The following is a 23,993-nucleotide window of genomic DNA, read 5'->3' on the forward strand; positions in this document are numbered from 1 at the left end:
CGTGCAAGGGGTCGTGGAATACCGCAGGGCGCTCGCGACCGAGGATATGCCGCGAAAGCCCCTTGCAGGCAAGGACTGGCGGCGGATAGGCCATTGGGGCGTCCGCTTCCTACCGATGGCTGCTGAGCCCGCGAAGGGGTAGGCCGGAACGACCGGCAAGCGGAGCGCGCAGGCCAAGGGCCGGAGACGTGAGGATGGAAGCCCGCAGGGCCGAGACCCGGCGCGCTCTTTGCCGGGGCTTGGTTCACGACAGCCGTCCCCCGAAGGGGGCACGCAAAGCCCTGGATCCTCAACGGGTGAGGTGTAGAGCCTGAAACTAGAATGGCTGACCAGGACGCTGAAAAATGCTGGATTGATAGCATTTCGTCGGGAGTAGGGAGGCATCGGCGACTAGGGGGGGGGCAAATATTTGCATTTTTGCCGGGGGGTGCTTACCATGTTCCTCGACTACGCAGACAGCAGAAAATTTGTCGGCGGAGCTGCGAAGGCCTGGCTAGCACAGGTCAAATGAAGGGAAATCGTAAGGCGTTTGGGTTGTTCCGCTTCAGTGCGGGAGACTTGCCTTCGAGGCCGTCCTTCCTCGTAGTCACCTAATTCTCTCAGCTTGGCCTCAGTCGCGTGATAGGCGGTGACTGGGGCCAAGTTCGTTTTGCCCCCCCTATTACGTATCTCAACGACTGGTACGCCGAAGCTATCCCCCGAGCTTTTGCGTCATTCCTCGAATCTTGGAATCATTCGCGTGAAAGGCGGTGACGGGAGCCAGGTACGTTTCGCTCCCTCTGCTGCGTATCTCTACGACCGCTACGGCGCAGTAGCTGCCCTTGCCTACCTTCACCTTCCTCTTGTTGAACATAATCCCCTGTCTGTATTTGGGCTTGTTCGTGCCTACCTCGCTGTGGGCGCAGTACGCATGAGTCAGTATGGCTAGTACCTCTGCCGGGGTGCAGCCGTCCTTGATCCCGCGCGTATCCAGCGGATGAGCGACAGCTTCCAAGTCGATGAGGATCCCTCTGCAGTTTGGCTCAGGCCACTGGTTCTCACGGCAGATCCTCTTGATCCGGTCGAACTGCTTGGGTGTCAGTAAGTAGGTGAATACGGGAGGTTCCGTCACGTGGGCCAAGGCCACGCCTGCCTGCTGCATGTTGATGACTACACTCATCAGTTCGCTAAATGCCTCTACTAGGCTTTCGTCTCCTAGCTGCGATGGGGTTTTACTCATTGTCGTGCTTCCCGCGCTTGGCGAGCGGATTAGTTACCGCCGTCGCCCCTTCACTTGACCAATTCCAACGGCTTCGCCTTTTTGGGCTTGGCCGTGCCATCACCTGCAGCCTTTTGCTTCTCGCGGGCATCCATAATCGCCTTGGCGAAGGGAGCGGCAGCTTTGATAAGGCCCTCGAATGAGTAGCTGTTAGCGAGATTGCCACCTTGCTTTGATTTACGAGCATGCCGTTGGATGTAGCCTCTCTCCTCAAGGCCTGCGATAGCGCGCTGAACCGTACGAGGGGTGCAGCCGATCTTCCCGGCCAGAGTTTCCTTGGTCGGAAAGGGATCGTTTCCAGCGGTCCACCAGAAGCTCGCCAGGTGCACAATGATCAACACATCCAGTTGCTTGAGACCCAACTGTCGGGAGCAGTCGAAAATCACGTTGGGGATAGCTGTCCATCCTGCTGCTACCAGTTCCTTTCCCCACTTTTGCTCGATGGACTTATTGTCCGGTGCCGCAGCCGGTTTTTTTGCCTTAGCTGTAGTCATCGCCTGACCTCTATATGTTCGGATGGCGCGAGTATGCTGGCTCGAAAAATGGCTGACAACGGGAGGGGGGGAGACGCCTGTGTCAGCCCCTTTCATGAGTATGCTGTGTCTCAGTTGACTGGGTGTGATTGAGGATGAGTGTGTATGAAATGGGTATTCTTTGGGAGTCATCAGCGTCGCCGGGATGGAGAAATGCATGTCTCCCGGGATAGGGTCATTGATGACTCCCCCCAGCGACATTAATGTCTCCCTACCACCCGAAAAAAATTTCAAATTCCCTCAAAAAAGTAGCCTTTTCCTGCCGAACGGCTGGAAATGACCAGTTCCACCCTGGATACGACTTTCAAATTCTCGACTAAAAACTCTACCGCGACGTCCTTACGGGTCTGACTTCCTACCCCTCCAAAGCCGCAGCAATTTGCGACGCTTGGCTAGCCGACTGGCCAACCCTGGATTACTGTATATCTAAACAGTCATTCGGCGGTGCCGTATGTACATCCTCAAATTCCGACCCCTCGCTCCATCGGCGCTGACTCTGAAAGTAATGCCAGGCTGCGCAGCTGGTGGATTTCCCAGCCCTGCAGCTGACTACTACGAACCCCCACTGTCACTCGATGAGTTGATGAACATCCGTGCCCCGCACGTATGGCTCGTCGAAGTCGAAGGCGACAGCATGCGCGACGTCGGCATCTTCCACGGCACCCGCCTGGTCGTGGATCGCTCCATCCCATGCTCTGGCCACATCGTGCTGGCCTACGTGGACAACCAGCCGCTGGTGAAGCGGCTGGCCAAGTCCCCTACGGGCTGGTTGCTCGAATCGGAGAATCCCGCCTATCGCACGATCAGGCCCGAGGAATACGGTGCGATAGAGGTGTTCGGCGTCGTCACCTGGGATCTGACCCAACATGCCCAGTGAGTCACGGCCACAGGTCTTCGGCCTGGTGGACGTGAACTCCTTTTACTGCAGCTGCGAGCGCATATTCCGACCCGAGTTGAGGCAGCGGCCTGTCGTCGTCTTGTCCAATTCGGACGGCTGCATTGTGGCTCGTACGACCGATTATGTGGAATGAAAAATGGAGCCAAGATACTGGCCTGCTGTTTCAAGTTCAGTGATCTTTGCGCAAGCACGCGCTTGACACAAAGCATGTCGAGACGTGGCAACTACCTCGACAACGTGGCTATGGAAAGCTTTTTTGCGGTGCTCAAGTCCGAGCTATCTCATTGCAACAGCTTCCGCAGTCCTGAGTAGCTTGCCGCTGCAATCCGTGAGTACGTCGTCTATTACAACCACGCACGAATCAAGCTGTCGCTACGAGGCAGGAGCCCGGTGGCCTATCGGCGCGAATACGAAGCGCGCGGCATGCTCGGGCAACCCCTAGACGGGTTACTGATTGTAAGGTCACACGCATAGTCGAGTGCTGCGTTACCTGAAGCTGGGTTCTGCCCTTCGGTCCCCGACCGATCGCACTGGGCACTGTGTGACTACGGGGATATCATTTAGCCATCACTTTACCGCTGGCCGATTCGGTCACAGGACGCATGGCTTGAAAACGGGATATCCGAGCGCAGGACGCGCACTAGACGTGGGGCTCGATCCTTATCGGGTTGAATGCCGCAGGATCTCGCTCGCCGAATGGCTAGTCTGTATTTACCACCCGCAAGCTGAGCTAAAACTGATGCAGCGAACCCTCACGAGGGATCAGCTTATCAATCCATTTGTGATGAATGCCGTGGTCGCGCGCCTACGCGTGGAGGTCGACGCGCTGAGTGTCTTCGTCGACGTGTCTGAGTCGCCAGCAAGCGAGTCATCACAGCAGTGGGCGTAGGCTTCTAACACAGAGGTCTGCAGGATCGACCGGGGCTTATTGCAACGATTGACGGATCGCGTCTTCCATGGCCTCGATGGACCACGGCTTCTGCAGGTACACAACGCGCGCAGGTAGGCAGTCGCTGATTCCGTACCCATAGCCGGTCGTGACGATAGTGGGCAATTCTGGCCAGCGACTCAGTATCAGCTCTGCCAGATCCGCGCCCTTAAGCTGTCCAGGCACCAGGTGATCCGTAATCAACAAATCGGGCTTGTCCGTTTGAAGCAAACCTAGGAGCGCTTCATCTGCAGACGAATAGCTCACGGTGTTTGCGCCTCGCTCAACCAGCATCTCTTCAATAATGCCACCCAGGAGGACGTCATCTTCAACGATTACGACCTGAAAGCTCGACAGGTTCAGCATGGAGCACTGCTCGCAGATAGAGGTGCGAGACTGTAACAGACAAGCTTCGGGGGGTGAGATAGAGGGGGATCTAGTTTGTTGGTGCAGGCCGGGGCTTCTTGTCGTAAGGACGCTTATCCTTGCGGGGTCGCTGGCAGGTATAGCCTGACCGCCACTTCCATCTGCTGATAGGTCCAAGGCTTACCGATGAAAGAGGTGCCGACAGGCAACTGATGGAACTGTTGGTCGCTAAAGCCCGAGGTAATCAGCACCGGCAGCGCCGGCCAACGCTGAGTAATGAGCGTCGCCAGCTGGTGCCCATTGAGCCTGCCTGGCATCAGAATGTCCGTGATCACTAGGTCCAGCTCAGTCGCGTGCTGCTCGAGATAGTCGAGCGCCTTGTCGGCGCGATCCATGGCGACAACACTATTACCCAGCTCGACAACAAGCTCACAGAGAAGCTCGCGGACCAGGTGCTCATCTTCGATCACCAGGACGAGGGGTTGGGAAGCGTTCATTAGGGCAGCTATTCATTACGCGGGTGTCTTTCATAGAGCGTGATATTGCTTTGATGTTGCTCAGCCACGACGAGTGGGTGGGGCGTTAGGCACCATGGTGGGGATTAGGATCAGAGAAATCCGAGCTTTCCTAACCTTCGGAATTGCTCTTGATACAACCGATCAACGACGAGCGTTACCCCTGTGAGGTCGTCAGCGCCGATCGCTTCGACATCGCTCAAAGCCTTGAGGTAGGCGCCCGCACGGAGGAAATGCGTGTCCAGTTCAGGAAGGCTTTTAGCGCGCTCGATATCGTTGATGTAGGCGGCTATCGACACGTTCACTCTGGGATTGGGGAATGAAGGTGTGTTGTGAGGCATGACCGTTAACTCCTGATCTAAAGCGGGTATACTTTTTCGCTGATTACTTATTGCGATCATCAAAGTGGAGGAAGGTTTCCGCCGAGTTGGGCAGGCATAAATAGCACGCTATCAGCTCGCTGGTACTAAGCATAGCCTGCGGGCTTACGCGTTGTGCTTGCCGCTACCGTCGCAATAGCTGCCAGCGGTCATCCCTGCCGGTTCATCTTGCGCAGCGATGCCCTGATGAGTTCCCCATCACCTCATTCTTTCTTGAGAGACCATTGCTTTGGCCAACTCTACTCCTCCGGCGGATCCTACCGAGCTGCACCAGGCGTATGCCGCGTTGAACATTCGTCTGGCTCAGGTTGAGGCCCGTCAACAGGTACTGCTCGACAGCATCGTGGACTACGCCATCATTTCGGCGGACCCCACGGGACGCATCTTGGACTGGAATAAGGGCGCGGAATCCATCCTGGGTTGGTCGCGCGAGGCCATGCTTGGCCAAACCATGCACATCTTCTTTACCGAGGAGGACCGTGCCAATGGCGTGCTCGAGCGCGAGATAGGAACGGCCATCAGTACCGGCAGCGCGGCCGATAACCGCTGGCATCTCAACGCTGCCGGTGAGCGCTTCTGGGCCAACGGCTCCATGATGCCGCTCTGGCAAGGCGGGCAGTTGCTAGGGGTCGTCAAGATCTTGCGTGACAACACCGAGCAGGTGGTAGCTGAAGAAGAGGAGCGTCTGCGGGTACAGCAGCTGGAGAAGCAATTCCAGCAGGTGGCGGAAAGCATCCCCCAGATGGTGTGGATCACCGATGCGGATGATCAGGAGTTGTACTTCAATCCTCGCTGGCAGACATTTGCAGGAATTCCCGACGACCAGCTCGCAGGACACGGTTGGCACGCCCTTATCCATCCCGACCGTCGTGACGAGGTGGTCAGTAATCGTGCTCAGGCTTTTGCCCAAGCGGACGTCTGGGAGGATCAGTTTCAAATTCGTGGGCATGCAGGCGACTATCGCTCGTTCTTGTGTCGCGCTCTGCCTATACGCGATGCCGACGGCACGATCGTACGCTGGTTCTCGACCTGTACCGATGTGGAAGGGATGCAGCAGGCGGCTGATGCCCTGCGTCAGGATGTACGAAATATCCAGGGCGCAAAGGATGCACAAAGCGAGGTGCTCAGGGTTTCGCAGTTGGACCTGAAGCATGCGACCCGCGGCCAGGCGGCGGCGGAAGATCAGGTCAGGCAGCTGCAAAAGATGGAAGCGGTCGGCCAACTCACTGGCGGTATCGCCCACGACTTCAACAATATGCTCACCGTCATCATGGGCAGCCTCAACATGCTGCAGGTCCGCATGCAGCGAGGGGATCCCAACGTGGAGCACTTCGTGGAGATGGCACTGGATGGCACGGTACGCGCCTCTCACCTGACGCACCGCCTGTTGGCTTTTGCACGGCAGCAGGCACTGTCTCCGGTCGCCGTGGATCTCAACCAGCTCATCACAAGCCTATCTGATCTGCTGCACCGTACCCTGGGTAATGCCTATCGGGTCGAGACCGTACGGCATGCGGGGCTGTGGATCGCTCACGCGGACGTGAGTAGCCTGGAACAAGCCATTCTCAATCTATGTGTCAATGCGCGGGACGCCATGCCAGACGGCGGGCGAATTACCGTTGAGACCGGAAACGTCTACGTTGACGATGCCTATGCCCGACGCGAGCAGATCAACACAGGCGAATACGTGATGATCGCCGTCAGCGATGCCGGCACCGGCATCGATACCGCGACCCTCGAGCGTGTGTTTGAACCGTACTTTACGACCAAGGAGGTCGGTCGTGGTACGGGACTTGGCCTGTCTCAGGTGTATGGCTTCGCCAAGCAGTCTCAAGGACACGTCAAACTGTATTCCGAGCTGGGGCACGGTACGACCGTAAAAATCTACCTGCCGCGGGTCGTAGGCGCTTCAGCGGCTATCGAGCGATTCACGCTGCCGGAAGGTGTTGTGCCGCAGGCGCTGCCGGGTGAAAGCGTGCTGGTCGTTGAAGATGATCCGCGCGTGCGACTGATCAGTGTCGAAGCGCTGCGCGAATTGGGCTATGACGTACACGAGGTCGAAAGTGGTGCTGCTGCGCTGGAAATATTGCCCACACTGCCAGAGCTATCGCTGATCTTCACTGATGTGGTCATGCCGGAGATGACTGGCCGGCAGCTAGTGGATCAAGTGTCGATCGACTTGCCCGCGCTACCGGTGTTGTACACCACGGGCTATACCCGGAACGCCATTGTGCATAACGGCACGTTGGACCACGGCGTAAACCTTCTACCAAAGCCCTTCACCTTGCGCGAGTTGGCCCTGAAGGTTCGTCAGGTCTTGGACGCTTAGCGTTTCGTCTGTTTGATGCAACAAGCGTAACTGGGCTTAGTCCATACCGACATGAATACCTACCGTCCCGACTTAGCCACGCTCAACCATCGCGTTCTCATCATTGAAGATGAATACGTTCTACGCGAGCTGATGTGCGAGCTCGTCGAGGATTTCGGCGCAGAGCCCATTGGCTTGCCTACCGCAGACGAGGGGCTGCGCTACTTAGAGCAGCATGCCACCCAAATCGGTTTGGTAATTACCAATGTGCGCATGCCTGGGCTGCTCGACGGGCATCAGTTGACTCGACTCATCGCGCAACGCTGGCCCGCGCTTCCCGTCGTAGTGACGTCTGGTTATGACGGCGAGCAGACGCGCAGCCTGCCTCAGAACGCCTGCTTTCTTGCGAAGCCTTGGGGAGCTGGGCAATTTACGGCGTTAATCCAGCCTCACTTGCAGCGCTAAAAACTCCTCAAGCGACCCCGCCTATTTGTCACTTTCTACCACACCCCCTTTGTCCAACTTTTTAGGGTCACTTAATCAACCGGTGTTCTTTTTCCCAGGCTCGGAGCCGTTATTTCGAAGACATGAGCGCTTCCCCGAGATGGCCTACGCTACTCCGGCAAAGCACGGCCGTCAGTAGGGCATTCCACGTAACAGAGAGGCGAAAGCCTTGGGGCTGAAAATGGGAGATCCCTATTTCAAGGTGCGCAGGTTCCTGGAGCAGAACGGCGTCGCCGTGTTCAGCAGCAATTACACCCTGTATGGCGAGCTGAGCCACAGAGTCGGCCTGGCTATCGCATCCCTGGTGCCAGAATGGGAGCGGTACTCCATCGATGAGCTGTTCGTGCAGCTGTACGGGCTACCCGAACCGCTGGCCGACGTGGGCCGTGCGATACAGGCCCGGGTGCTGCAGTGGACGGCGCTGCCTGTAGGCGTCGGTATCGGCCACACGAAGACCCTAGCCAAAGCCGCCCAGCATGCCTCCAAGGTCTGGCGAGACCGCACGGGGGGCGTGGTCGATCTACGCAAACCCGAGGCAGTGGAGTGGTTGCTGCGGCGCATGCCGGTCGATGAGGTGTGGGGGATCGGTCGGCGGATGCGGGACAACCTGGCCCGCGATGGCATCGCTACAGCCTGGGACTTGTCCAGGGCGGATCCGCGAGCCATGGGCCGCAAGTACAGCATTGTTCTTGAGCGCACTATCCGGGAGCTGCAGGGCGAATCCTGTCTGGATCTCGAACTGTCGGTACCGGCGAAGCAATCGATCTGTTCCAGCAAGATGTTTGGCCAGCGGGCGCATACCCTCCAGGCCCTGCACGAAGCCCTGGCGACCTATGTGCATCGGGCCGCTGAGAAATTGCGGAAGCAGCGGTCACTCTGCGGAGCCTTGCGGGTGGGTATCCAGACCTCGTTCCATGGCGACGGCCCGAAGTATGCGAACGCGGTGACGTGCGTTCCGGCCTATCCAACTGACGATGTTCGGCAGCTGACCAAGTACGCCCTGCAGGCTGCGCAGGAGATCTTCCGGCCAGGCTTCGCCTACAGCAAGGCCGAGGTGTTGCTGATGGATCTACGCAAGCGAGGTGAGTACACGGAAGACCTGTTCACCCCAAGCCAGCCGGTGCGCACCGACGCGCTGATGGAGGTGATGGACAGGATCAACCGTCGTTGGGGACACGATTGCCTACGAACCGCTGCTGTACCGCTCTCGCCTGACTGGGGCATGCGCAGAGCGCTGCTCAGCCCCAGTTACATGACTAGCTGGGGCCAGCTATGGAAGGTGCAATGCCGCTGATTCTCGCATGCGAGAATCAGCGGTCATTACACTGGAAACGGAGGTATAGCCAGGCCTTGGTAGGCGTCCCAGGACCACCAGCCATTCGGGAAATTTTTGTTGTAGTAGTTAGTTTTCTCAAGCTTGCGGGTTGCGTAAGCAGGCGTGTTCATACCGAAGACTTCCATTGGCATATACCCAGTGGCTATGTCGGTAAGCCAAAAATCTGGGAAGACAAGCTCAGTAGTTGAATCGAACCGCATCGGCTTGATGAATTTCCTGTTCTGAGCCCTCAACAAATCCTCGATTGTCGCTTCGTAGGCTGAGGCAACAGGGATCCACTGCTTTGATACGCGCATTAATGAAATATCGAGCACCTCGGCGCAAAGGTTTCCATTCGTACTGAGATATGGACGGTCCATTTGGACGATGGCGATTAAGTCGGCTTTGTTTCGCCACGCAGCAAGCTCGTCTGAATAACTAGCGCTGATCCTATTCCATAGACCAGAGGTAGGGTACAGGTGAGGGAAGCCTGCAGAGTCCTGTAGGATGAGCTTTTTGCTCAGGCGCGCATCGTCTGCGCAAGCGTAATCGGCAAGCTGGGCTACAGCGATTAGGCGACGATTGGCCGCGATAGCGCTATCCACCTTAGCTAGGTTTGCCTTCCCCTCAGGGGCGGTTTCGTTACCTACTGCTGCAATGATCAGCGAGTCGCTGATGGGTCCATTTGATTTAGTCAATATGCGATTTGAAGCCCTTAGTAAACGGCCATGTCCTGGGCCAATCCAACGCTTCCCGACACCTGGCTCCCATCGGTTGAACCCTGCCTCGCTCCAGAGCAGTTGCAGCAGCCCTCCTAGAGTCATTGCAGACTGCAAAGGCTTCCCTTGGGCATTGACCGAATGTATCTGGCCATCCGCTGCATGATTGAAAGATTCCCGCCTGTTCAGCGATAGCTTGAGCTTGATCTGGAGGCCATCAGCAGTTTCATCCACCACTCCAAGGCTGTAGCTCCCTAACCCAGACTTATCGGCATCCTGGGAGTAGTACTGGCAATTCAGCTGATGCTGGGCCCCTGTATTTGGATAGCGGGCAATGTAGTAGGTACTCGTCACGCTCCTGTGTCGTACGGCCAACCTGCCCGTGCCTGGTGCAGAACAACTACAAAAGACTTTCGCGCCGCTGGTATGAGCGGTTTTCAGAACGGACGCCCAACTGTTGGCAAACCTCTCCTCCGTTTGGAATGCTGCAGAGTAGGATTTCGATTGGCCTTTGCCGTAATCGACCGTGACGCTATAACCTTTGCTGCTCATCGGTACTCCTCTGTGACGCTGTGAAACTGCGAATACCCGCTGTAGAATGAGCTGTGGATTTTTGCTCCTTCGCAGAAACCCTAGAAACCCGCTTGCATTGCCGTGCAGCGGGTTTCGCCTTTTCTGGCCTGATAAATTGCTACGTCGAGGTGCCTGGATCCGTTACTGCGACCCAGCATTTCGCACCGTCGTAGGCATTGCCGCCCTCGGCAATGAACACATGGCCATCCTCATCGATTGCATAGGCCCCTGGTTGCTCATGGTTGGCGTTGCGCAAGCAGTCTTTCCAACCATAGGCCTGGCCCTGCCACACAAGCACGATGCCTCCCTGACGCTCCAGGTTTGTCCTGCGGTAAGTGCGGGCGACCGCTCGCAAGGTACTCAGTAAATAGCCCATGGGATGAACTTCGGTAGGTGATCGCAGCTAACTGCATCAGTTGCTGTGAGGAATCGACGGCATGTCCGGAAGCATGTTGTCGAACGAGTCCTGGGCTGGTGGTTCTTCGCCAGGGCCTGACGGCAGCTGGATATCCCCGTCGTCCATGGTGGGCAGCTGCTTGAGCTTATCCGTCCCAAGATCGGACTGGTCCTCGGTCGAGACCAGAACCCGGGCGCTGAAAAGGGCATACTGCAGATTGTCGCGCTTGTCCGCCCAGGCGATGCGGCTGTTGACCACGTAGGCCAGTGTCCCGCCACGTTGGCCACCGACACTGATCGTCTGGACCCAGTTGTGTTTGGTCAGTACGCTGATCGCCCGTTTCGTGGTGGCTACAGAGGTGTCCATCAGCTTGGCCAACGTCGCCTGGCTGATGATCAAAGCCCCTTGCTTGTCCATGTGCTGCACCAGGATGTGCATGAGCTGGGCAGCCCTGGGTGCCTGAGCTGTGAGCGCGGCCCAAGCTTCGTGCCCGGCACGTTCGGTCTGGACCCAAGTGCCGCGCTGAGCTGGCTGGGCCAGGGCGCGAATGTCGTTCTTGTCGTCGGTCATGAAGACTCCCGCTGGCTGTGCTTCGTGTTCGATATCATGCAAATTTGTTAGATATCTTTCATGAGTGGAATTAGCCTAGCTCATCCTGTGAGCGATAGATAGCTCATCCCTGCTCGATATCTTCCAAGGTTTGCGCGATATCGTTCAGCCATGAGCGAGGGGTAGCTCATGGTGGGGGTAGCTCATGGGGTGAGCTAACCTAGCTCACGGATCGTGAGCGAGGGGTAGGTCATAGATAGTGAGCGACGGTCGCTCACAGAGCATGAGCGAAGGTTGGTTCACGATATGAACCAGGTGCCGGCCTGCAGGCCGCATTACTCAAGGGTTCGCTAGTCGTCCCTCTTATGATCTCCTAACACCTGATGCTTTTACCGTGGCTAGCAGGTCCGCAAAGTCGCCTGCCGGCGGCGGCCGGTCGTGAATACCTGACAGACTACGGCTGCGCCTTCGCTAGTCAGGCATCCCCGACCGGCTTCGATGAAAGCTCATCCCGTATTCGCATCACGGTCGTTGTCGAACAGGTGGCGTGCCTGGCGATAGCACGGATACCCAAGCCGGCATCCAGCAACTCACGGACCCGCTTTCGAAGATCCTCATCAACTGGCCTTCCGCGATAAACCCCAGCAGCCTTCGCCTTGATGATGCCCTGGGCCTGCCGCTCGCGACGTTGCTGGTAATCCTTCCTCGCAATCGCTGCCATCATGTCGATCATCATGTAGTTGATGGCCGACATCATCCGATCGGTGAATTCGTCGCCCGAGGGTAGGGTGATGCCCTGGTGGCTTGTGGGCAGGTCGATGGCGACAATCCGCAGGCCTCGTTGATCAATTGCCGATCTGAGTTCCCTCCAGTCCTGGTCGCTCATCCTCGATAGCCGATCAATGCTCTCGACCAGCAACACGTCCCCACGCCTGGCGTCTTTCAGCAACCGGATCAGTTCGGGGCGATTCACGTGCGTACCGCTGGCGTTTTCTATGTAGCTGGCCGCGATGGCAAGGCCGAAGCCCTGGACGAATGTCTCCAGCTGCTCGCGTGCGCGACTGGCATCCTGATCCGTGGTCGATGCACGAAGGTAGGCTCTGATGAACATAGGGGCCTGTATCAAAATGGGTGTTACTGAATGACTGTATCAAATAGGGTGTACGTTAACTAATCGGTTAGCTCAGCGAGAACGATGGCTTGCCGTATCAATTGACGTATACCCTATTGTTACACGTCAAGCGGTAACGACGCTGATCAATCCGAGGGCTTTCACTCGTCGAGATCCTTCGGCGTCATCGACTGGTTCTGCCAGTACCGCTGGCGTTCTGCCTCGGCCTCCTGAACGAAGCGGTCGATCATTTCGACAGGGCCGCAGATTTGGGCTGTACGCCAGCCTTCGGGTGTCTGTGTGAGATAGGCCGAATAGATCTTGTCGCGAATCGCCAAGGCCCTTTGCTTCGTCAGGCCATGTGCATTGGCGACCGCCACAAGGCCCTTGCCTTCCACCAGTATCTCGAATGCCACGTCCAGGCTCCGTGGGTGCATCTTCGAAGTGCTGCGGATCCGTTCGAATTCCTCTCGCGGTATCCGCATGTCCTGGTCAACGTGCCGGGTACTCATTCGGGTTTCCAGACTTCGGCCAGCTTCTGGCGAGCGGCCTCCAGTTCGGCCTTGAGATAGGCATTCTCAGATTCCAGCGTCTGCACCTGGGCTTCCAGCACCGACTTGCTTTCACGGAGCTTATCCAGCTCGTCATCGAGCAATGCTTGAGGGGCCGGGGCAGGGGAGGCAGGGTTCGTGTCGGTTTTTTTCGACCCGGCTTTGTGGACGCGCAGGGCTTTGGTAGCGCGCAGGGTGGTGCGGACCTCCTGACGCAGGTTGAGATCCGGATTGTCATCGGCACGGTTGATCAGGTCTGCAGCAGCTTGCGGATCTAGGCGCTCAAGACGACCGATGTCGTTCACCGTCGATATGTCAGCTGTCACGCCTCGCGTTACCGCTTCTCGGCTGGCACCGTCGCGACTCACGTTCTCCAGATAAGCCAGGCGCTCGGCCACCCAGTTGAGGCCCTTGTTCCATTCTGCAGCCACCTTTTCCAAGGTGCCCAGCTCGTCTTTGCTCTCCTTGAGTGCCAGGGCTAGGTCGAGCTGAGTAAGGTTCTCACTATGGACATTCTCGGAACGCTGGATACGTCTTGCCTGTGCATCGGTCAGGTCCTTGACCACGGCCATGACCAGCACGCCCGCGATGATGCAAGCGCGATATCGACGTTCGCCGGCGACCATCAGGTATTTGAAACCGGACTCCGGATTCGGGTGAGGCCGCAGCACGCATGGCTCGATCTGCCCATTCTCGAGAATATCCTGGGCCAGCTCATTCAAGGACTCTTCGGAAAACCCCGGATTGTCCTTGCGGCGAATCTGCTTTACGCACTCGATCTCGCCCGGGCTGATCGACTCGATGCGGGACCCGTCGTTGATGGTCGGTCTTTTCTGGAAGTCCGATAGTTTCTTGGCCGTCGCGGTGGCGGCTCGGCCAAAGGCGTTTTTCTTCTCCGTCATGATGCGGTCCTCACGCTGAGTAGATCTTGCTGAGTACAGCCTCGCAGGCCTCTTTCATTTCCTTTCCCGCCGCACGCTGACTGCCACTTCGCGCCTTCCACCAGACCGGGGTGCCGTTGGCCAGCGCCTTGTTGATGCAAGGCCGGTGGGTGATCTGCTGGCTGAACATGGCGTCGCCGTGTTCCTCGCGAAGACTGGGCAGGATCTCCAGTTCCTCGGCGGACCGGCTGTTGATCAGGTTCGGCATGAAACCGAGGAAGCGCAGGTCAGGGTTGTACTGTTCGCGGACCGTTTCGATTGTCGCCATCAGCTTGGGCATGCGGGCCAGGGTGAAGGCACTGATGTTGAAGGGGGTCACGACCGAATCGGACGCTGCCAGGGCCGCGATCATTCGGCGCTGCAGGTTGGGAGGGGTATCAATCAGGCAAAGATCGAACTGGTCAGTGAAGCGGTCCAGAGCCTTGCTGAGGTTGGTCACGACGTCCAGGTCCATGTCATCGACATCGAGCAGCGCGACATCTGCCTCGATAAGCCAGATGTTCTCGGCTACCTGTCGCGGCTCCAGCTGCTGGTGATCGTCGCTGAATAGCTGGCTCGCAACCAGGTAGGGCGAGTCGTCATCTTCCTCCACAGGCGGGAAGAACTGGGAAAGGTCGCTTTCGTCGAGATCGACGACTAGCACGCGCTTGCCTTGCTCGGCCGCATAGCAGGCGAGGTGGGCTTCAAGGGTGGTTTTGCCTACGCCACCTTTCTGGTTCGCAACAGTGGTGCGTTTCATGGTGCCCTTCCTGTGATCTCCGATGGAGCAGTGAGTGGATGTGGCACCATCCTTTCATTGGTAAACCCCTAAGTCAATACCTTTTAGGGGTTTACTTTCTCGCATGCGAGAACCCGTTTTGGGGCTGCTACAATCGGGCTATGCCATTGATTTAGCCGTGGGCCAGTTTCCTTGCGCGTGTCTAGATCAATGGTTAGGGGGTTGGCCGGGGCGGCTCCTGGTCAACCTCCGCACTTCACACAAGGCGCCTATTCGGCGCCCTTTTTGTGACTAATCGGGCATAAATTCGGACTGATATCAAAGTGCCCGCCGTAAAGTGTCTATTAAGTCACGGACACAACTGCTTACATTCAACACCATCCGCACCACATTGAGGCGCCATCAATTGGCCACCTCAGTATCTGGCACCGATGCGTCTAGCACGGGCATTTGAGCGATTTCCACCCTCATCAGGGACCGGAAAAATCCATTCAAGACGGCGATTTAGCAGCACAGCTCACAGAAAGCCAGCCAAGGCGACGTGACTTCTCTCGCACAAAATCGCGATTTCAGAAAACAAAACCTTGATTTCATGAAACGAAAAGCATATTTTGAATTACGAAAAACGGAAAACGCCATTCAAAACCCCAAAGAGGAAGAAAATGCGAGGTGGCATCTAGAAAGAAACCGTCGAGGTCAGCACTATCCGCCCTGTTCTTAGCTACCCGCTACCCAGAGGCACTGATGCAGACCCTAGACAAGAAAGAACTCGCCACTTTTGTGCGAGCACAGCCTGACTACCGTGTGTACCTAAAGGAGACCTGGCTCGACTCCAAGACTCGCAATTGGATCCTCGTTATTGAGATTCCATCCACTGAGCAACTTTTCACGGTAGTTACCACGCAGGGAAAGACTCGACATTTCAAGATGGTTGAAACCGCGATTGATTTCGTCAAAGAGACCTGCCCCAACAACCAAAATAAAGCGGTAATCGTAACGTACGGGGATGCCCCGTCATGACTAAAGAGGATGTAAAATGCAACGCTCTGAACTCAAAGCTGAATGCAACGTAGGTAACAACGACAAACAAAACTGGCGTACTTGGCTCAAGGCCAAAACTGCAACTACCCTGAAAGCTGTATTCGCTCAAAAGACTCCCTCCCATAAAGCCCTGATGCGTGAGGACTGGGTGGCCAAGGCCACCAAGTTCGCGGTGCTGGGCTCGTTCCTCTCCCTCGCGCTCTTTCCTGAATTCGCCAACGCGGCCATGGATTTCAGCGGGCTCAAGAAGCTGGCGAAGGACGTCGTATCCTTCCTGATTTTCGACGTCGGCTACTACCTAGGCATCGCAGCCATCGCGTTCTGCGGCTTCCAGGCCAAGTCGGGCCGCATGTCCTGGGGTCAATTCGGATGGGCCGTCGCTGGCGTGTTCCTGGTCTTCTTCGCGCCGAACCTCGTGGACACCATCAAGGAAGGCGCCCAAACGCAGCTGAAATAACATGGCCGAGAACGACGACCTTGAACAAGGTGAAGTGCTCGTTCTGGCAATGGCCCGACCTTCAATGGTCGGCCCATTTACTCTGTCGAGCATCCTAATAAGTCTGATCGCTCCAGTAATTTGCTCATTACTGATTCGCTCATTGTATCCGTTGGGGCTTATTCCATTACTATTCGCCGTTTCCTACTGGATATGTAGCAAAGACGTATACCTATTCGGTGTATTGCAAGCGGCAAGCAACTTGAGAGCTTCACGGCTACGCAAACTTTGGGGGTATCGCAGTTATGCGCCTCGTTGATACCGCATTCAAAAAGCTGACGAAAAACATGGATCTGTCGCTCGGCGTACAACAACCCGAGGGCGCTGCGCTGGATGACGACGAATTGCTGGTCAGCGCAATGGTCCCGTACGACGTTCACTACGACGACCACACCGTAATGACCAGCGAGGAAGCATTGGTGCAGGTCATCAAGGTGGATGGCCTGCTGTTCGACTCCTTGTCGGCTGAGCAAATCAAGCGCTTCGAGCATCAGCGCAATACTGTGCTGCGTACCGTGGCCAGCAGCGACATGACGATCTATGTGCATGTCGTTCGCCGGAAGACCACTGACTTCCCCGATGGGGTCGGCAGCACTTGGTTCGCGCAGCAGTACAACCAGCGGTTGCGCAAGCGCTATGAAAGCCGGGGCTTTTTCGTCAACGACATCTATATCTCGTTGGTGAGAAAGCGTTTCCGTGCCGGCATGCCTGGTCTGATGGACCGGGCCGTCGCCCTGATGACCGGCACCGAAGCCAGCAAGACAGAAGCCGAGTCGATGGAGGCCATGGCCGACGCGCTGTACAAGGCGTCCAACCTGGTGCTGCGTAGCCTGTCCGACTACGGCCTTCGTCGCTTGCAGATTCAACGGCACCCGCAAGCTACCGACGGGCTGATTGATCGCGAGAGCGCATTCCAAGCTGTCCAGCGGTACAGGCTCAAGTGGGCGACCTTCAAGACCGAGCTGGGCGATCTTGAGGAGTACGACGCAGAGGCGGTGTATGACTTCCTCGGTGAAGAGTTCTGCGAGCTGAGCAGCTTCTTCAACTACCTGATCAACCTGGATGATCGTCGCGTGCCGGTCACTGATCTCAAGATCAATGAGGCGCTGCCCTACGCTCGGCTCAATTTCCGGGTGCTGGCCAATATGTGCGAGGTGCGCGGCAGCACGTCGTCGAAGATTGGCGCCGTGCTGAGCATGGGTGAATGGCCCCGTCGTACGCCCTCCCGCATGTTGGACAAGTTCCTGCAGCAGCCGGTGGAGTACGTAATTACCCAGTCGTTCTCGTTCATCAACCGCATCGAGTCGGAGCAGGGGATGATGGATGAAACCCGGCGCCTGACAGTGGACGACAAGCACAATATCTCCGAGGACGATCAGAAGGAGCTCAAGCAAGGCATCAGCGACCTGCGTAGGGGAAACGCCGTCAACGGCGCGCACCACCTGACGATCTTCGTGCATGTCGATTCGCTGCCGATGACCACCGAGGCCAATCGCGAAATCAATCGCCGCAACCTCGATCACGCGGTCGGCCTGGTCGAAGGATGCTTCGTGGAAATGCTGGTGAAGCCGGTCCGCGAGTGGTTCGCCCTGGAAACGTTCTTCTGGTCCCAGCTGCCTGGTCAGAAGGAAGCGCTCATCGGTCGCGGAAAGATCAAATCCACCAATTTCGCCGGGTTCGCGTCGCTGCACAATTTCGCCCGCGGTCGTCGTGATGGCAACCTGTGGGGACCAGCGATCACCGCGTTCGAGACCGAGAGCAATACCCAGTACAACTTCAATTTCCATCGCGAAATGGAAGGCATGGTCGCCGGCCACACGGCAATGGCAGCCGATACCGGGTCAGGCAAGACAACCCTGCTAGCGGCCCTGATCAGCGAGGCAGATAAGGCACAGCCGCTGGTGTTCTGGTTCGACAACCGCTACGGCGCCAAGGTGTTCATGAAGGCAATGGGCGGGATCCATACCACCCTGTCACCTCATGGCCAAATGCGCTGGAACCCGCTCAAGCTTCCCGATACCCCGGAAAACCGAGCGTACCTGGTGGACTGGCAAGTCCAGATGCGTGAGTGCTACGCGACCACTCCGACCAGTGCCGACGACATCAAGCGGTTCAAGACCGCTGTCGAGGAAAACTATCTGCTGCCCGAGCAGGATCGCCGTCTGCGCAATGTGGTGTGGACCTACGGTCAGGGCGAGCTGGCCGACGTGATGGCCATCTGGCACGGGGCCAAAGGGGTCACAGGGGCGAATGCCGGCGTATTCGACAACGCCGAGGACACTATCGACCTCTCCAAGGCCCGGCACTACTGCTTTGAAATGATGGAATTGCTCAAGGGTGGCGAAGCGCGGCCTGAGCTGCCTGTCGTGATGAGCTACCCGCTGCATCGTATTGAGCAGGCCATGAATGGCCGGCCTTTCATCCTGGTGCTGGAAGAAGGGCAGAACCTGGTCAAGAACGACTTTTGGCGCAAGCGTATCGACAACTTCATCATGCAGATCCGCCGCAAAAACGGGCTGATCATCTTTGTCACGCCCGATGCCAAGTATTTCCGGAGCGAAACCGACTCCATCGACAAGCAGACCGTGACCAAGATTTATCTGGCCGGTGATCAGGTGAAGGATGAGGACCATCAGAACCTGACCGAAGTCGAGCGCGAGTGGCTGCGCAAGCTGAATCAGAAGGATCGCAAGTTCCTGATCCGTCGTGGTCAGGAGTCGATTCGAGCTTGCTTCGATCTGTCCTCCGACAAGCCCGAGGAAGACCTTTCGGACTTCATCCCGGTGCTGTCTTCGAACGACGTGGGTGTAGCGCTGATGGAATCCATCATCGAGCGCCTGGGCACCGACGATCCCGAGGTTTGGGTTCCTGTCTTCATGGCAGAGGCCAAGACCAAAAACACCCACAACTTGAAGGCGGTCCGCTGATGAAAAACCTCAAGAAATTCGGCTTGGCTGCAGCCGTCTCCCTGGCCATTGCTGGTCAAGCTCAAGCGACTGGCGTCCCTGTCGGTGATGCGGGCACCTGGATGGCCCTGGCTCAGAACCTGGCCACTCTCCAGCAGCAGTATCAGACGCTGAAAGACCAGTACGAGACGCAGGGGGGAATCCTGAAAAACCTGCAGGGCACCTATGGTCGCGGCTCCATTGGTCTGGACGATTCGATCAACTCCGCGTCGGTCGTACCCGGATCCTGGCAGGAAGTGGTTTCCCGGCAGAACTCCGGCGCCTACGGGAGCAAGCAGAGCTATTACGAGGAACTGGTCAACACGCTCCCGCAGGAGCTGTTTGCCAATCCAGAAGGCAACCGCGCCCGCGACTACCAGCTGAGTTCGGATTCGGTGGTCGCGGCTCTGTCGGCGGGCGATGCGCTGTACAGCGAAGTACAGGTTCACCTGAACAACCTGGCCACCCTGGGCTCGCAGGTCGATACCACCACGAACGCAAAGGACGCTGCCGATCTCCAGAACCGCATCGCCACTGAGAACGGCATGTTGTCTTCGGCCCAGTCGAAGTTGCAGGCCCTGAACATGAACCTGCAGGCGAACCTGGCCAACCAGGAGAACCAGGCAACCTCGGACAACGAGCAGTTTTTCCGCTGGAAAGACGGCAACAACTGAATTCTCGCGTGCGAGAAAGGAGATCCATATGAAAGCGCTTTGGCTGGTCTTCAAGCTCATCACCTTCCCGATCTGGCTGCCGTTCTGGCTGCTCGGAAAAATGGGCAAGCTGCTGCTGCTGGTGCTGTTCGTCTCGGCTGCATCCGGTTGCGTGACCAACACCGGAAAGCTCGACAAGTCCCCCTGTGCTTGCGAGTTCACCCCCTTTGTCATCGATCACAAGGAGGCGAGCAATGCCTAAGTTCTTCACCCTGACCAATACCATTTGCTTGCTGGTTGGCGGCTTCGTGGTCGGCACCGTCATCTACGTCAACACTACGACCATTCACTTCGGTAGCGACGCGCCGACTGCACCCGCTGATGCCGGAGCCCCAGCTGTCCAGGCGCGCAGTGGCAATCCTCTGCTGAAAGCCACTCAGGCTGATGTCGCGGAGTGGTTCCCGGGCACCTGCTTTGCCGAGATCTACATGCAGGATCCGTCCTACAACGGCGGCCTCGTCGAGGGCTGTATCGAAAAGACGGCACAGGAGATCAAGGCGCAGACGGGCGTTGCCTTGGGTGCTAGCGACTTCCGGACGCCTGAAGTGATCTCCCACTTCAAGAGCGTGTACGGAGCAGAGAACCCATGGCGGATCTGACGCTAAAAGGCCTGGTAGGGGCGACCGATGAGGTGACGAAAAGCTTCGTCGCTCAGGTCTTCCCGAACCTGGCCGGCATGGTCGAGCCGATAGTCTACCTCCTGGCGGTCGGCTATTGGGTCGTACTCGGCCTGCAGATGTACAACGGGCATGTAGCCGTCAAAACCTGGGATATCGTCAAGCGGGCCATGCTGACAGCGCTGGTGTTCAGCACGCTGAACTGGTCAAAGGGCGGCATCCAGCTGTACGACATCTGGGGAGGTTGGACCGAAGGTATCGCCGCCAAGATCATGAATGGTGGGAAAGACACAACCTCCATGCTCGATTCGCTCTACCAGAATGTCGGCAAAGTCTCCGCCACTCTGATGAATGTGAACTGGCGGCAGGTTGCAATGATCGTCATGGGCGCGGGACTGTTTGTTCTGAATTGCATCCTGTTCATTGCTGCAATCCTGAACATGCTGATCGCTAAGTTCGGTGCCGCGATTGTAATGTCGATCTTGCCAATCCTGGTCGGCTTCATTTTCTTCGATGCTGTACGTCAATGGGCAATGAACTGGTTTAGCAAGATGCTGAACTTCTCGCTGATCTACATCCTGTCGATTGCAGTCGTCCGATTTGGATATCAGATATTCGGCGAGGCCATTGATTCTGTTGCAAAGACTGCGACGATCAAAAGTGCAGCCCTGATTACTGCGCAGCAGTGGGGAACATTGGTGATTGTCGAGGGCGTTTTGATCATCTGCATGCTGCAGGTTCGTAGTTGGGCAGCTGCATTGTCATCCGGCGCAACGGTAGGCGGTTCGTCGCTGTTGGTCATGGCACTGCGCTCTGTTGGGATGAAAAGATAATGGACAAACAGTTCACGAAAGAAGAGAAAGCACGCCGCAAGCGTGAGCTTGAAGGCAACAAAACCAAGCAGGAGCGCAACCGTTCCCTGTTGGCCCAAGGGGTACAGGCAGTGGTCATTCTCAGCCTGGGATTCGCAGTTGCCAGCCTTGCCAATTCGAAGACCTACATTCCTGTCGTGACAGTCCTGGGCGCGGATGGCGAGGTGTTGAAGCAGCGCGTCATCGACAAGGACAACGTGGGCAAGGAGGAAGCCGTCACCGAAAAGGTGCTGTTCGACATGATCCGGGCCTGCAACACCTTCGACCTCCGTCGCAAGCAGCAGCTGTCCGATACATGCCACACCTACATGACCCCCGACGTTGCCGCCGAGTACGAGAAAGAACTGAGCCCGGAGAATCCGACCAACCCCTACCTCAGCCTGGGGGAAAAGGACTGGATCGAAGCCCAGCCCTACATGATGAACAAGGTCGGTGATGAATATCAGGTGTCGTTCAACTCCATCAAGCACCGATGGGGTGACAACCAACCCGTAGAACACCGATATCTGGCGACTATTAAAGTCAATCACACCTTGGTCCCGCGTGCGCTGGGCGAGCGCTGGGAAAACCCGTTCGGTACTTTGGCCACTCTGTACCGCAAGAGCGAAGAACTGAGCCGCCGGTAATTCGCTTAATCCACAAGGAAACTTCCAATGAAAAAACAGTTCGTTTTGCCGACAGCTATTGCCCTGAGTTTGGCAATTGGCATATCTAACGCGCAGGCGGCCAAGTTGCCGCAGCCCCTGTCCAGCGATAATCGCGTTCAGCAAGTGCCCTACGATCCCAATCAGGTTTATCAACTTACCGGCACTTACGGATATCAGACTTCCATCGAATTTGAAGCCGATGAAATGGTGAAAGTGGTAGCCCTGGGCGACACCATCGCCTGGCAGAGCATGCCGTTCCGGAATCGGGTCTTTCTCAAGCCGGTGGAAGACAACGCTGAAACGAACATGACCGTTATCACCAGCAAGCGGACTTATTACTTTCAGCTGAATAGCAGCAAGAGAAAGAGCGGCCAGTCGTTCCTGGTGCGCTTCGTCTACCCGAGCACACGCCTTACCTCTTACAACGCCGAGCAGCAGCCGGCTCCCGGCGCTACCCCTGTAGCCATGGCGAGCGCTGCAGGAACGCCGAACATCAACTACGGCTATTCCGGCGACAAGGATGCCATCGGCCTGCAGGCCGTGATGGATGACGGGCAATTCACCAAGTTCCTGATGAAGAAAGGGGCGGATCTCCCACAGTTCTACCGCGTGCTGCCGGACGGCACCGAGGCCATGGTCGATGCCCATCGCGAAGGTGAGTACTGGGTGGTCAAGCGCCTGGCCAGCATGTTCGTGGTACGCAGCGGCAACGCTTACGTCTGCGTCGAGAACCTGGCCAATCCCTACAAGCGCACCGTGACCCGTGGTGCCCGTGACGGCGGAGGTGCATAAGCATGGCCGACGAAAAAAACCCGAACCCGAATCCGGGCCAGAATCCGAGCCAAGCTCAGCAGCCGGAGAAAACCCGCGAAGAAGAGATTCGCGAGTGGAACGAATCCAACTCCATGCTCAAGAGCAGCCCTGGCAATAGCAAGCGCAGCGGGATCGGGATTGCTATTGCGGCTGTTGTTGCCCTGGGCTTCACCTACTGGATCAAGAATGGCGGCTCCGAGGGTGAGAGCAAAAACTCCCTGGGCAGCGATGAGATCGTAGCCTCGGAGCGTCGCACTGTGGCCGATCCGCCGCCGAAGCGTGAGGCTGCCAAGGTACAGCCCGTGTCCAACCAGGGGCTATCCGACGCGCCTTCCGATACGCCGCGTAGCACCGTTGACCGTCAGCAGCAGAGCGGCATGAGCGAAGAGGAACGCCGCCGTCAGCAGCTGGAGTTCCAGGCTGAGGTGGAACGTCAGAAGATGCTGGCAGCGCGGCAGCGCTCTGCCATCTTCGCCACGGCCAAGGAAGAGGGTTTCGCGGAGCAGGGCGGCGGGAAAGAAGGCCAGCAGGGCAGCGGATCCCTCATGGGTGGTGACGGCGGCAACCGCGCCCCTCAGAACGCCAACGATGCGTTTGCCGCGTCCACCTATGGCGAATCGGTACCCATCACCGAGGCCCGCGCACTCGAGAACCTGCAATTCAAGGTGCTGCAGGGCACTGTCATCGAAGCCACCCTTGAGCCTCGCGCTCAAAGCCAGCTCCCTGGGCAAATCTGCGCATCGATTGCCCAAGACGTTTACGCCGCCGAAGGGCGCCGCGTGATGATTCCCTGGGGCTCGAAGGTCTGCGGCAGCTACAACGCGAGCCTGATGCCTGGCCAGGAACGTCTGTTCACCGTCTGGAACATGCTCAGGACGCCACGTCTGCCAGGCCGTGTCCCGATGGAAATTGCTATCAACAGCGCCGGCACCGATCAGCTGGGCAGCGCCGGTCAGGGCGGCGTCGTGAACAACCACTGGGCACAGATTTTCGGGGTGGCCGCTGCCGTTTCGATCATCGGCGCCGGCGCCTCCAACAGCGGCGTTTCCTCTGGCGATGAAGAAAACTCGGCGTCGCGCTACCGCAGCGAAGTGCAGGAGGCGGCAGCGAATTCCTCGCAAACGATCCTGAGCCGCTACGCGAATATCCAGCCGACGATCACCGTTCCTCACGGGTCGCGGGTAGTCATCTACCTCCAGCGCGACCTGGACTTCACCAAGCAATTCGCCAAGCAGGCCGAGCAGGCTGAAAACGGCGGCGTCACGTTCATCAATTGAGGGACCGT

The 23,993-nt window shown here is 57.4% G+C and carries 27 protein-coding genes and 2 pseudogenes; 17 read left to right on the forward strand and 12 right to left on the reverse strand.

The window, feature by feature from the left end:
* Positions 1–691 precede the first annotated feature (691 nt).
* Together RCF34_RS22135 and RCF34_RS22140 are read right to left on the reverse strand one after the other, a co-directional pair.
* Positions 692–1,219, reverse strand: coding sequence for a hypothetical protein (locus RCF34_RS22135; protein ID WP_308710108.1), 528 nt, complete (start codon positions 1,217–1,219; stop codon positions 692–694).
* A gap of 50 nt (positions 1,220–1,269) precedes the next feature.
* Positions 1,270–1,752 (reverse strand): helix-turn-helix domain-containing protein, encoded by a 483-nt coding sequence (locus RCF34_RS22140; RefSeq protein ID WP_308710109.1) that lies wholly within the window; start codon positions 1,750–1,752, stop codon positions 1,270–1,272.
* Positions 1,753–2,242: 490 nt separating this feature from the next.
* Here RCF34_RS22140 and RCF34_RS22145 point away from each other — a divergent pair, with 490 nt between their 5' ends.
* The 3 genes and pseudogenes from RCF34_RS22145 to RCF34_RS22155 form a co-directional block, all read left to right on the forward strand.
* Positions 2,243–2,668: a S24 family peptidase gene (locus RCF34_RS22145; RefSeq protein ID WP_308710110.1), complete on the forward strand. Its 426-nt coding sequence runs from the start codon at positions 2,243–2,245 to the stop codon at positions 2,666–2,668.
* Positions 2,658–2,810: pseudogene (locus RCF34_RS22150) on the forward strand (DNA polymerase V subunit UmuC); the annotation flags it as partial. The gene RCF34_RS22145 and the pseudogene RCF34_RS22150, both read left to right, overlap by 11 nt.
* A 74-nt stretch (positions 2,811–2,884) precedes the next feature.
* Positions 2,885–3,163, forward strand: a pseudogene (locus RCF34_RS22155) (IS3 family transposase); the annotation flags it as partial.
* Positions 3,164–3,614: 451 nt separating this feature from the next.
* Here RCF34_RS22155 and RCF34_RS22160 read toward each other — a convergent pair.
* From RCF34_RS22160 to RCF34_RS22170, 3 genes are all read right to left on the reverse strand, one after another.
* Complete coding sequence (locus RCF34_RS22160; protein ID WP_308710111.1) at positions 3,615–3,983, reverse strand: response regulator; 369 nt, start codon at positions 3,981–3,983, stop codon at positions 3,615–3,617.
* Between the two features lie 113 nt (positions 3,984–4,096).
* Positions 4,097–4,480, reverse strand: coding sequence for a response regulator (locus tag RCF34_RS22165; RefSeq protein ID WP_308710112.1), 384 nt, complete (start codon positions 4,478–4,480; stop codon positions 4,097–4,099).
* Positions 4,481–4,590: 110 nt separating this feature from the next.
* Positions 4,591–4,839, reverse strand: coding sequence for a hypothetical protein (locus RCF34_RS22170; protein ID WP_308710113.1), 249 nt, complete (start codon positions 4,837–4,839; stop codon positions 4,591–4,593).
* Between the two features lie 325 nt (positions 4,840–5,164).
* Here RCF34_RS22170 and RCF34_RS22175 point away from each other — a divergent pair, with 325 nt between their 5' ends.
* The 3 genes from RCF34_RS22175 (at position 5,165) to RCF34_RS22185 (ending at position 8,984) form a co-directional block, all read left to right on the forward strand.
* On the forward strand, positions 5,165–7,207 hold the full coding sequence (locus RCF34_RS22175) for a PAS domain S-box protein (RefSeq protein WP_308710114.1): 2,043 nt from the start codon (positions 5,165–5,167) through the stop codon (positions 7,205–7,207).
* A gap of 51 nt (positions 7,208–7,258) precedes the next feature.
* Positions 7,259–7,651 (forward strand): response regulator, encoded by a 393-nt coding sequence (locus RCF34_RS22180; RefSeq protein ID WP_308710115.1) that lies wholly within the window; start codon positions 7,259–7,261, stop codon positions 7,649–7,651.
* Between the two features lie 181 nt (positions 7,652–7,832).
* A complete protein-coding gene (locus tag RCF34_RS22185; RefSeq protein WP_308710138.1) occupies positions 7,833–8,984 on the forward strand; it encodes a Y-family DNA polymerase in 1,152 nt (383 codons plus the stop codon).
* A gap of 26 nt (positions 8,985–9,010) precedes the next feature.
* On the opposite strand, the gene RCF34_RS22190 is transcribed toward RCF34_RS22185, so the two are convergent.
* From RCF34_RS22190 to RCF34_RS22220, 7 genes are all read right to left on the reverse strand, one after another.
* Positions 9,011–10,276 carry a DUF1173 family protein gene (locus RCF34_RS22190; RefSeq protein ID WP_308710116.1) on the reverse strand — a complete coding sequence of 422 codons (1,266 nt, stop codon included), beginning with the start codon at positions 10,274–10,276 and terminating at the stop codon, positions 9,011–9,013.
* A gap of 139 nt (positions 10,277–10,415) precedes the next feature.
* The gene (locus RCF34_RS22195; protein ID WP_308710117.1) at positions 10,416–10,673 is read right to left on the reverse strand and encodes an antirestriction protein ArdR; all 258 of its coding nucleotides are present in this window, start codon (positions 10,671–10,673) and stop codon (positions 10,416–10,418) included.
* Between the two features lie 36 nt (positions 10,674–10,709).
* A complete protein-coding gene (locus RCF34_RS22200; RefSeq protein ID WP_308710118.1) occupies positions 10,710–11,264 on the reverse strand; it encodes a hypothetical protein in 555 nt (184 codons plus the stop codon).
* A gap of 454 nt (positions 11,265–11,718) precedes the next feature.
* A complete protein-coding gene (locus tag RCF34_RS22205) occupies positions 11,719–12,354 on the reverse strand; it encodes a recombinase family protein (protein ID WP_308710119.1) in 636 nt (211 codons plus the stop codon).
* A 161-nt stretch (positions 12,355–12,515) separates the two neighbouring features.
* Complete coding sequence (locus tag RCF34_RS22210; protein WP_064308176.1) at positions 12,516–12,866, reverse strand: TrfB-related DNA-binding protein; 351 nt, start codon at positions 12,864–12,866, stop codon at positions 12,516–12,518.
* Complete coding sequence (locus tag RCF34_RS22215) at positions 12,863–13,807, reverse strand: ParB/RepB/Spo0J family partition protein (RefSeq protein ID WP_074585189.1); 945 nt, start codon at positions 13,805–13,807, stop codon at positions 12,863–12,865. The genes RCF34_RS22210 and RCF34_RS22215 overlap by 4 nt, the downstream gene beginning before the upstream one ends.
* Positions 13,808–13,817: 10 nt before the next feature.
* The gene (locus RCF34_RS22220; protein WP_064308178.1) at positions 13,818–14,585 is read right to left on the reverse strand and encodes a ParA family protein; all 768 of its coding nucleotides are present in this window, start codon (positions 14,583–14,585) and stop codon (positions 13,818–13,820) included.
* A gap of 723 nt (positions 14,586–15,308) precedes the next feature.
* On the opposite strand from RCF34_RS22220, the gene RCF34_RS22225 reads away from it, so the two are divergent.
* The 11 genes from RCF34_RS22225 to RCF34_RS22270 are packed head-to-tail and all read left to right on the forward strand — an operon-like array spanning position 15,309 to position 23,985.
* A complete protein-coding gene (locus RCF34_RS22225; protein WP_064308179.1) occupies positions 15,309–15,584 on the forward strand; it encodes a hypothetical protein in 276 nt (91 codons plus the stop codon).
* Between the two features lie 16 nt (positions 15,585–15,600).
* Positions 15,601–16,062: a TrbC/VirB2 family protein gene (locus tag RCF34_RS22230; protein WP_082900428.1), complete on the forward strand. Its 462-nt coding sequence runs from the start codon at positions 15,601–15,603 to the stop codon at positions 16,060–16,062.
* Position 16,063: 1 nt separating this feature from the next.
* Complete coding sequence (locus tag RCF34_RS23220; protein WP_074585191.1) at positions 16,064–16,360, forward strand: VirB3 family type IV secretion system protein; 297 nt, start codon at positions 16,064–16,066, stop codon at positions 16,358–16,360.
* Positions 16,347–19,028, forward strand: a complete 2,682-nt coding sequence (locus tag RCF34_RS22235) for a type VI secretion protein (protein WP_308710120.1) — start codon at positions 16,347–16,349, stop codon at positions 19,026–19,028. The genes RCF34_RS23220 and RCF34_RS22235 overlap by 14 nt, the downstream gene beginning before the upstream one ends.
* Positions 19,028–19,720, forward strand: coding sequence for a type IV secretion system protein (locus RCF34_RS22240; protein WP_064308181.1), 693 nt, complete (start codon positions 19,028–19,030; stop codon positions 19,718–19,720). The genes RCF34_RS22235 and RCF34_RS22240 overlap by 1 nt, the downstream gene beginning before the upstream one ends.
* Positions 19,721–19,748: 28 nt before the next feature.
* A complete protein-coding gene (locus RCF34_RS22245) occupies positions 19,749–19,961 on the forward strand; it encodes a hypothetical protein (RefSeq protein ID WP_064308182.1) in 213 nt (70 codons plus the stop codon).
* Positions 19,954–20,358, forward strand: a complete 405-nt coding sequence (locus tag RCF34_RS22250) for a hypothetical protein (protein WP_064308183.1) — start codon at positions 19,954–19,956, stop codon at positions 20,356–20,358. Before RCF34_RS22245 ends, RCF34_RS22250 begins: the two co-directional genes overlap by 8 nt.
* A complete protein-coding gene (locus RCF34_RS22255; RefSeq protein ID WP_064308184.1) occupies positions 20,346–21,209 on the forward strand; it encodes a type IV secretion system protein in 864 nt (287 codons plus the stop codon). Before RCF34_RS22250 ends, RCF34_RS22255 begins: the two co-directional genes overlap by 13 nt.
* Entirely contained in the window at positions 21,209–21,874 is a 666-nt protein-coding gene (locus RCF34_RS22260) for a type IV secretion system protein (protein WP_064308185.1), read from the forward strand. Before RCF34_RS22255 ends, RCF34_RS22260 begins: the two co-directional genes overlap by 1 nt.
* 27 nt (positions 21,875–21,901) lie before the next feature.
* Complete coding sequence (locus RCF34_RS22265; RefSeq protein WP_308710121.1) at positions 21,902–22,687, forward strand: TrbG/VirB9 family P-type conjugative transfer protein; 786 nt, start codon at positions 21,902–21,904, stop codon at positions 22,685–22,687.
* Positions 22,688–22,689: 2 nt separating this feature from the next.
* Positions 22,690–23,985, forward strand: a complete 1,296-nt coding sequence (locus tag RCF34_RS22270) for a TrbI/VirB10 family protein (RefSeq protein WP_308710122.1) — start codon at positions 22,690–22,692, stop codon at positions 23,983–23,985.
* Positions 23,986–23,993 lie beyond the last annotated feature (8 nt).

The sequence above is a fragment of the Pseudomonas sp. 102515 genome (genome assembly GCF_031085165.1).
Taxonomy (GTDB): Bacteria; Pseudomonadota; Gammaproteobacteria; order Pseudomonadales; family Pseudomonadaceae; genus Chryseomonas.

Bases quoted from the DNA above. Each gene is read 5' to 3' on its own strand.
- RCF34_RS22135 (WP_308710108.1), bottom strand. From the start codon at position 1,219: ATGAGTAAAACCCCATCGCAGCTAGGAGACGAAAGCCTAGTAGAGGCA.
- RCF34_RS22140 (WP_308710109.1), bottom strand. From the start codon at position 1,752: ATGACTACAGCTAAGGCAAAAAAACCGGCTGCGGCACCGGACAATAAG.
- RCF34_RS22145 (WP_308710110.1), top strand. From the start codon at position 2,243: ATGTACATCCTCAAATTCCGACCCCTCGCTCCATCGGCGCTGACTCTG.
- RCF34_RS22160 (WP_308710111.1), bottom strand. From the start codon at position 3,983: ATGCTGAACCTGTCGAGCTTTCAGGTCGTAATCGTTGAAGATGACGTC.
- RCF34_RS22165 (WP_308710112.1), bottom strand. From the start codon at position 4,480: ATGAACGCTTCCCAACCCCTCGTCCTGGTGATCGAAGATGAGCACCTG.
- RCF34_RS22170 (WP_308710113.1), bottom strand. From the start codon at position 4,839: ATGCCTCACAACACACCTTCATTCCCCAATCCCAGAGTGAACGTGTCG.
- RCF34_RS22180 (WP_308710115.1), top strand. From the start codon at position 7,259: ATGAATACCTACCGTCCCGACTTAGCCACGCTCAACCATCGCGTTCTC.
- RCF34_RS22190 (WP_308710116.1), bottom strand. From the start codon at position 10,276: ATGAGCAGCAAAGGTTATAGCGTCACGGTCGATTACGGCAAAGGCCAA.
- RCF34_RS22195 (WP_308710117.1), bottom strand. From the start codon at position 10,673: ATGGGCTATTTACTGAGTACCTTGCGAGCGGTCGCCCGCACTTACCGC.
- RCF34_RS22200 (WP_308710118.1), bottom strand. From the start codon at position 11,264: ATGACCGACGACAAGAACGACATTCGCGCCCTGGCCCAGCCAGCTCAG.
- RCF34_RS22205 (WP_308710119.1), bottom strand. From the start codon at position 12,354: ATGTTCATCAGAGCCTACCTTCGTGCATCGACCACGGATCAGGATGCC.
- RCF34_RS22210 (WP_064308176.1), bottom strand. From the start codon at position 12,866: ATGAGTACCCGGCACGTTGACCAGGACATGCGGATACCGCGAGAGGAA.
- RCF34_RS22215 (WP_074585189.1), bottom strand. From the start codon at position 13,807: ATGACGGAGAAGAAAAACGCCTTTGGCCGAGCCGCCACCGCGACGGCC.
- RCF34_RS22220 (WP_064308178.1), bottom strand. From the start codon at position 14,585: ATGAAACGCACCACTGTTGCGAACCAGAAAGGTGGCGTAGGCAAAACC.
- RCF34_RS22225 (WP_064308179.1), top strand. From the start codon at position 15,309: ATGCAGACCCTAGACAAGAAAGAACTCGCCACTTTTGTGCGAGCACAG.
- RCF34_RS22230 (WP_082900428.1), top strand. From the start codon at position 15,601: ATGCAACGCTCTGAACTCAAAGCTGAATGCAACGTAGGTAACAACGAC.
- RCF34_RS23220 (WP_074585191.1), top strand. From the start codon at position 16,064: ATGGCCGAGAACGACGACCTTGAACAAGGTGAAGTGCTCGTTCTGGCA.
- RCF34_RS22235 (WP_308710120.1), top strand. From the start codon at position 16,347: ATGCGCCTCGTTGATACCGCATTCAAAAAGCTGACGAAAAACATGGAT.
- RCF34_RS22240 (WP_064308181.1), top strand. From the start codon at position 19,028: ATGAAAAACCTCAAGAAATTCGGCTTGGCTGCAGCCGTCTCCCTGGCC.
- RCF34_RS22245 (WP_064308182.1), top strand. From the start codon at position 19,749: ATGAAAGCGCTTTGGCTGGTCTTCAAGCTCATCACCTTCCCGATCTGG.
- RCF34_RS22250 (WP_064308183.1), top strand. From the start codon at position 19,954: ATGCCTAAGTTCTTCACCCTGACCAATACCATTTGCTTGCTGGTTGGC.
- RCF34_RS22255 (WP_064308184.1), top strand. From the start codon at position 20,346: ATGGCGGATCTGACGCTAAAAGGCCTGGTAGGGGCGACCGATGAGGTG.
- RCF34_RS22260 (WP_064308185.1), top strand. From the start codon at position 21,209: ATGGACAAACAGTTCACGAAAGAAGAGAAAGCACGCCGCAAGCGTGAG.
- RCF34_RS22265 (WP_308710121.1), top strand. From the start codon at position 21,902: ATGAAAAAACAGTTCGTTTTGCCGACAGCTATTGCCCTGAGTTTGGCA.
- RCF34_RS22270 (WP_308710122.1), top strand. From the start codon at position 22,690: ATGGCCGACGAAAAAAACCCGAACCCGAATCCGGGCCAGAATCCGAGC.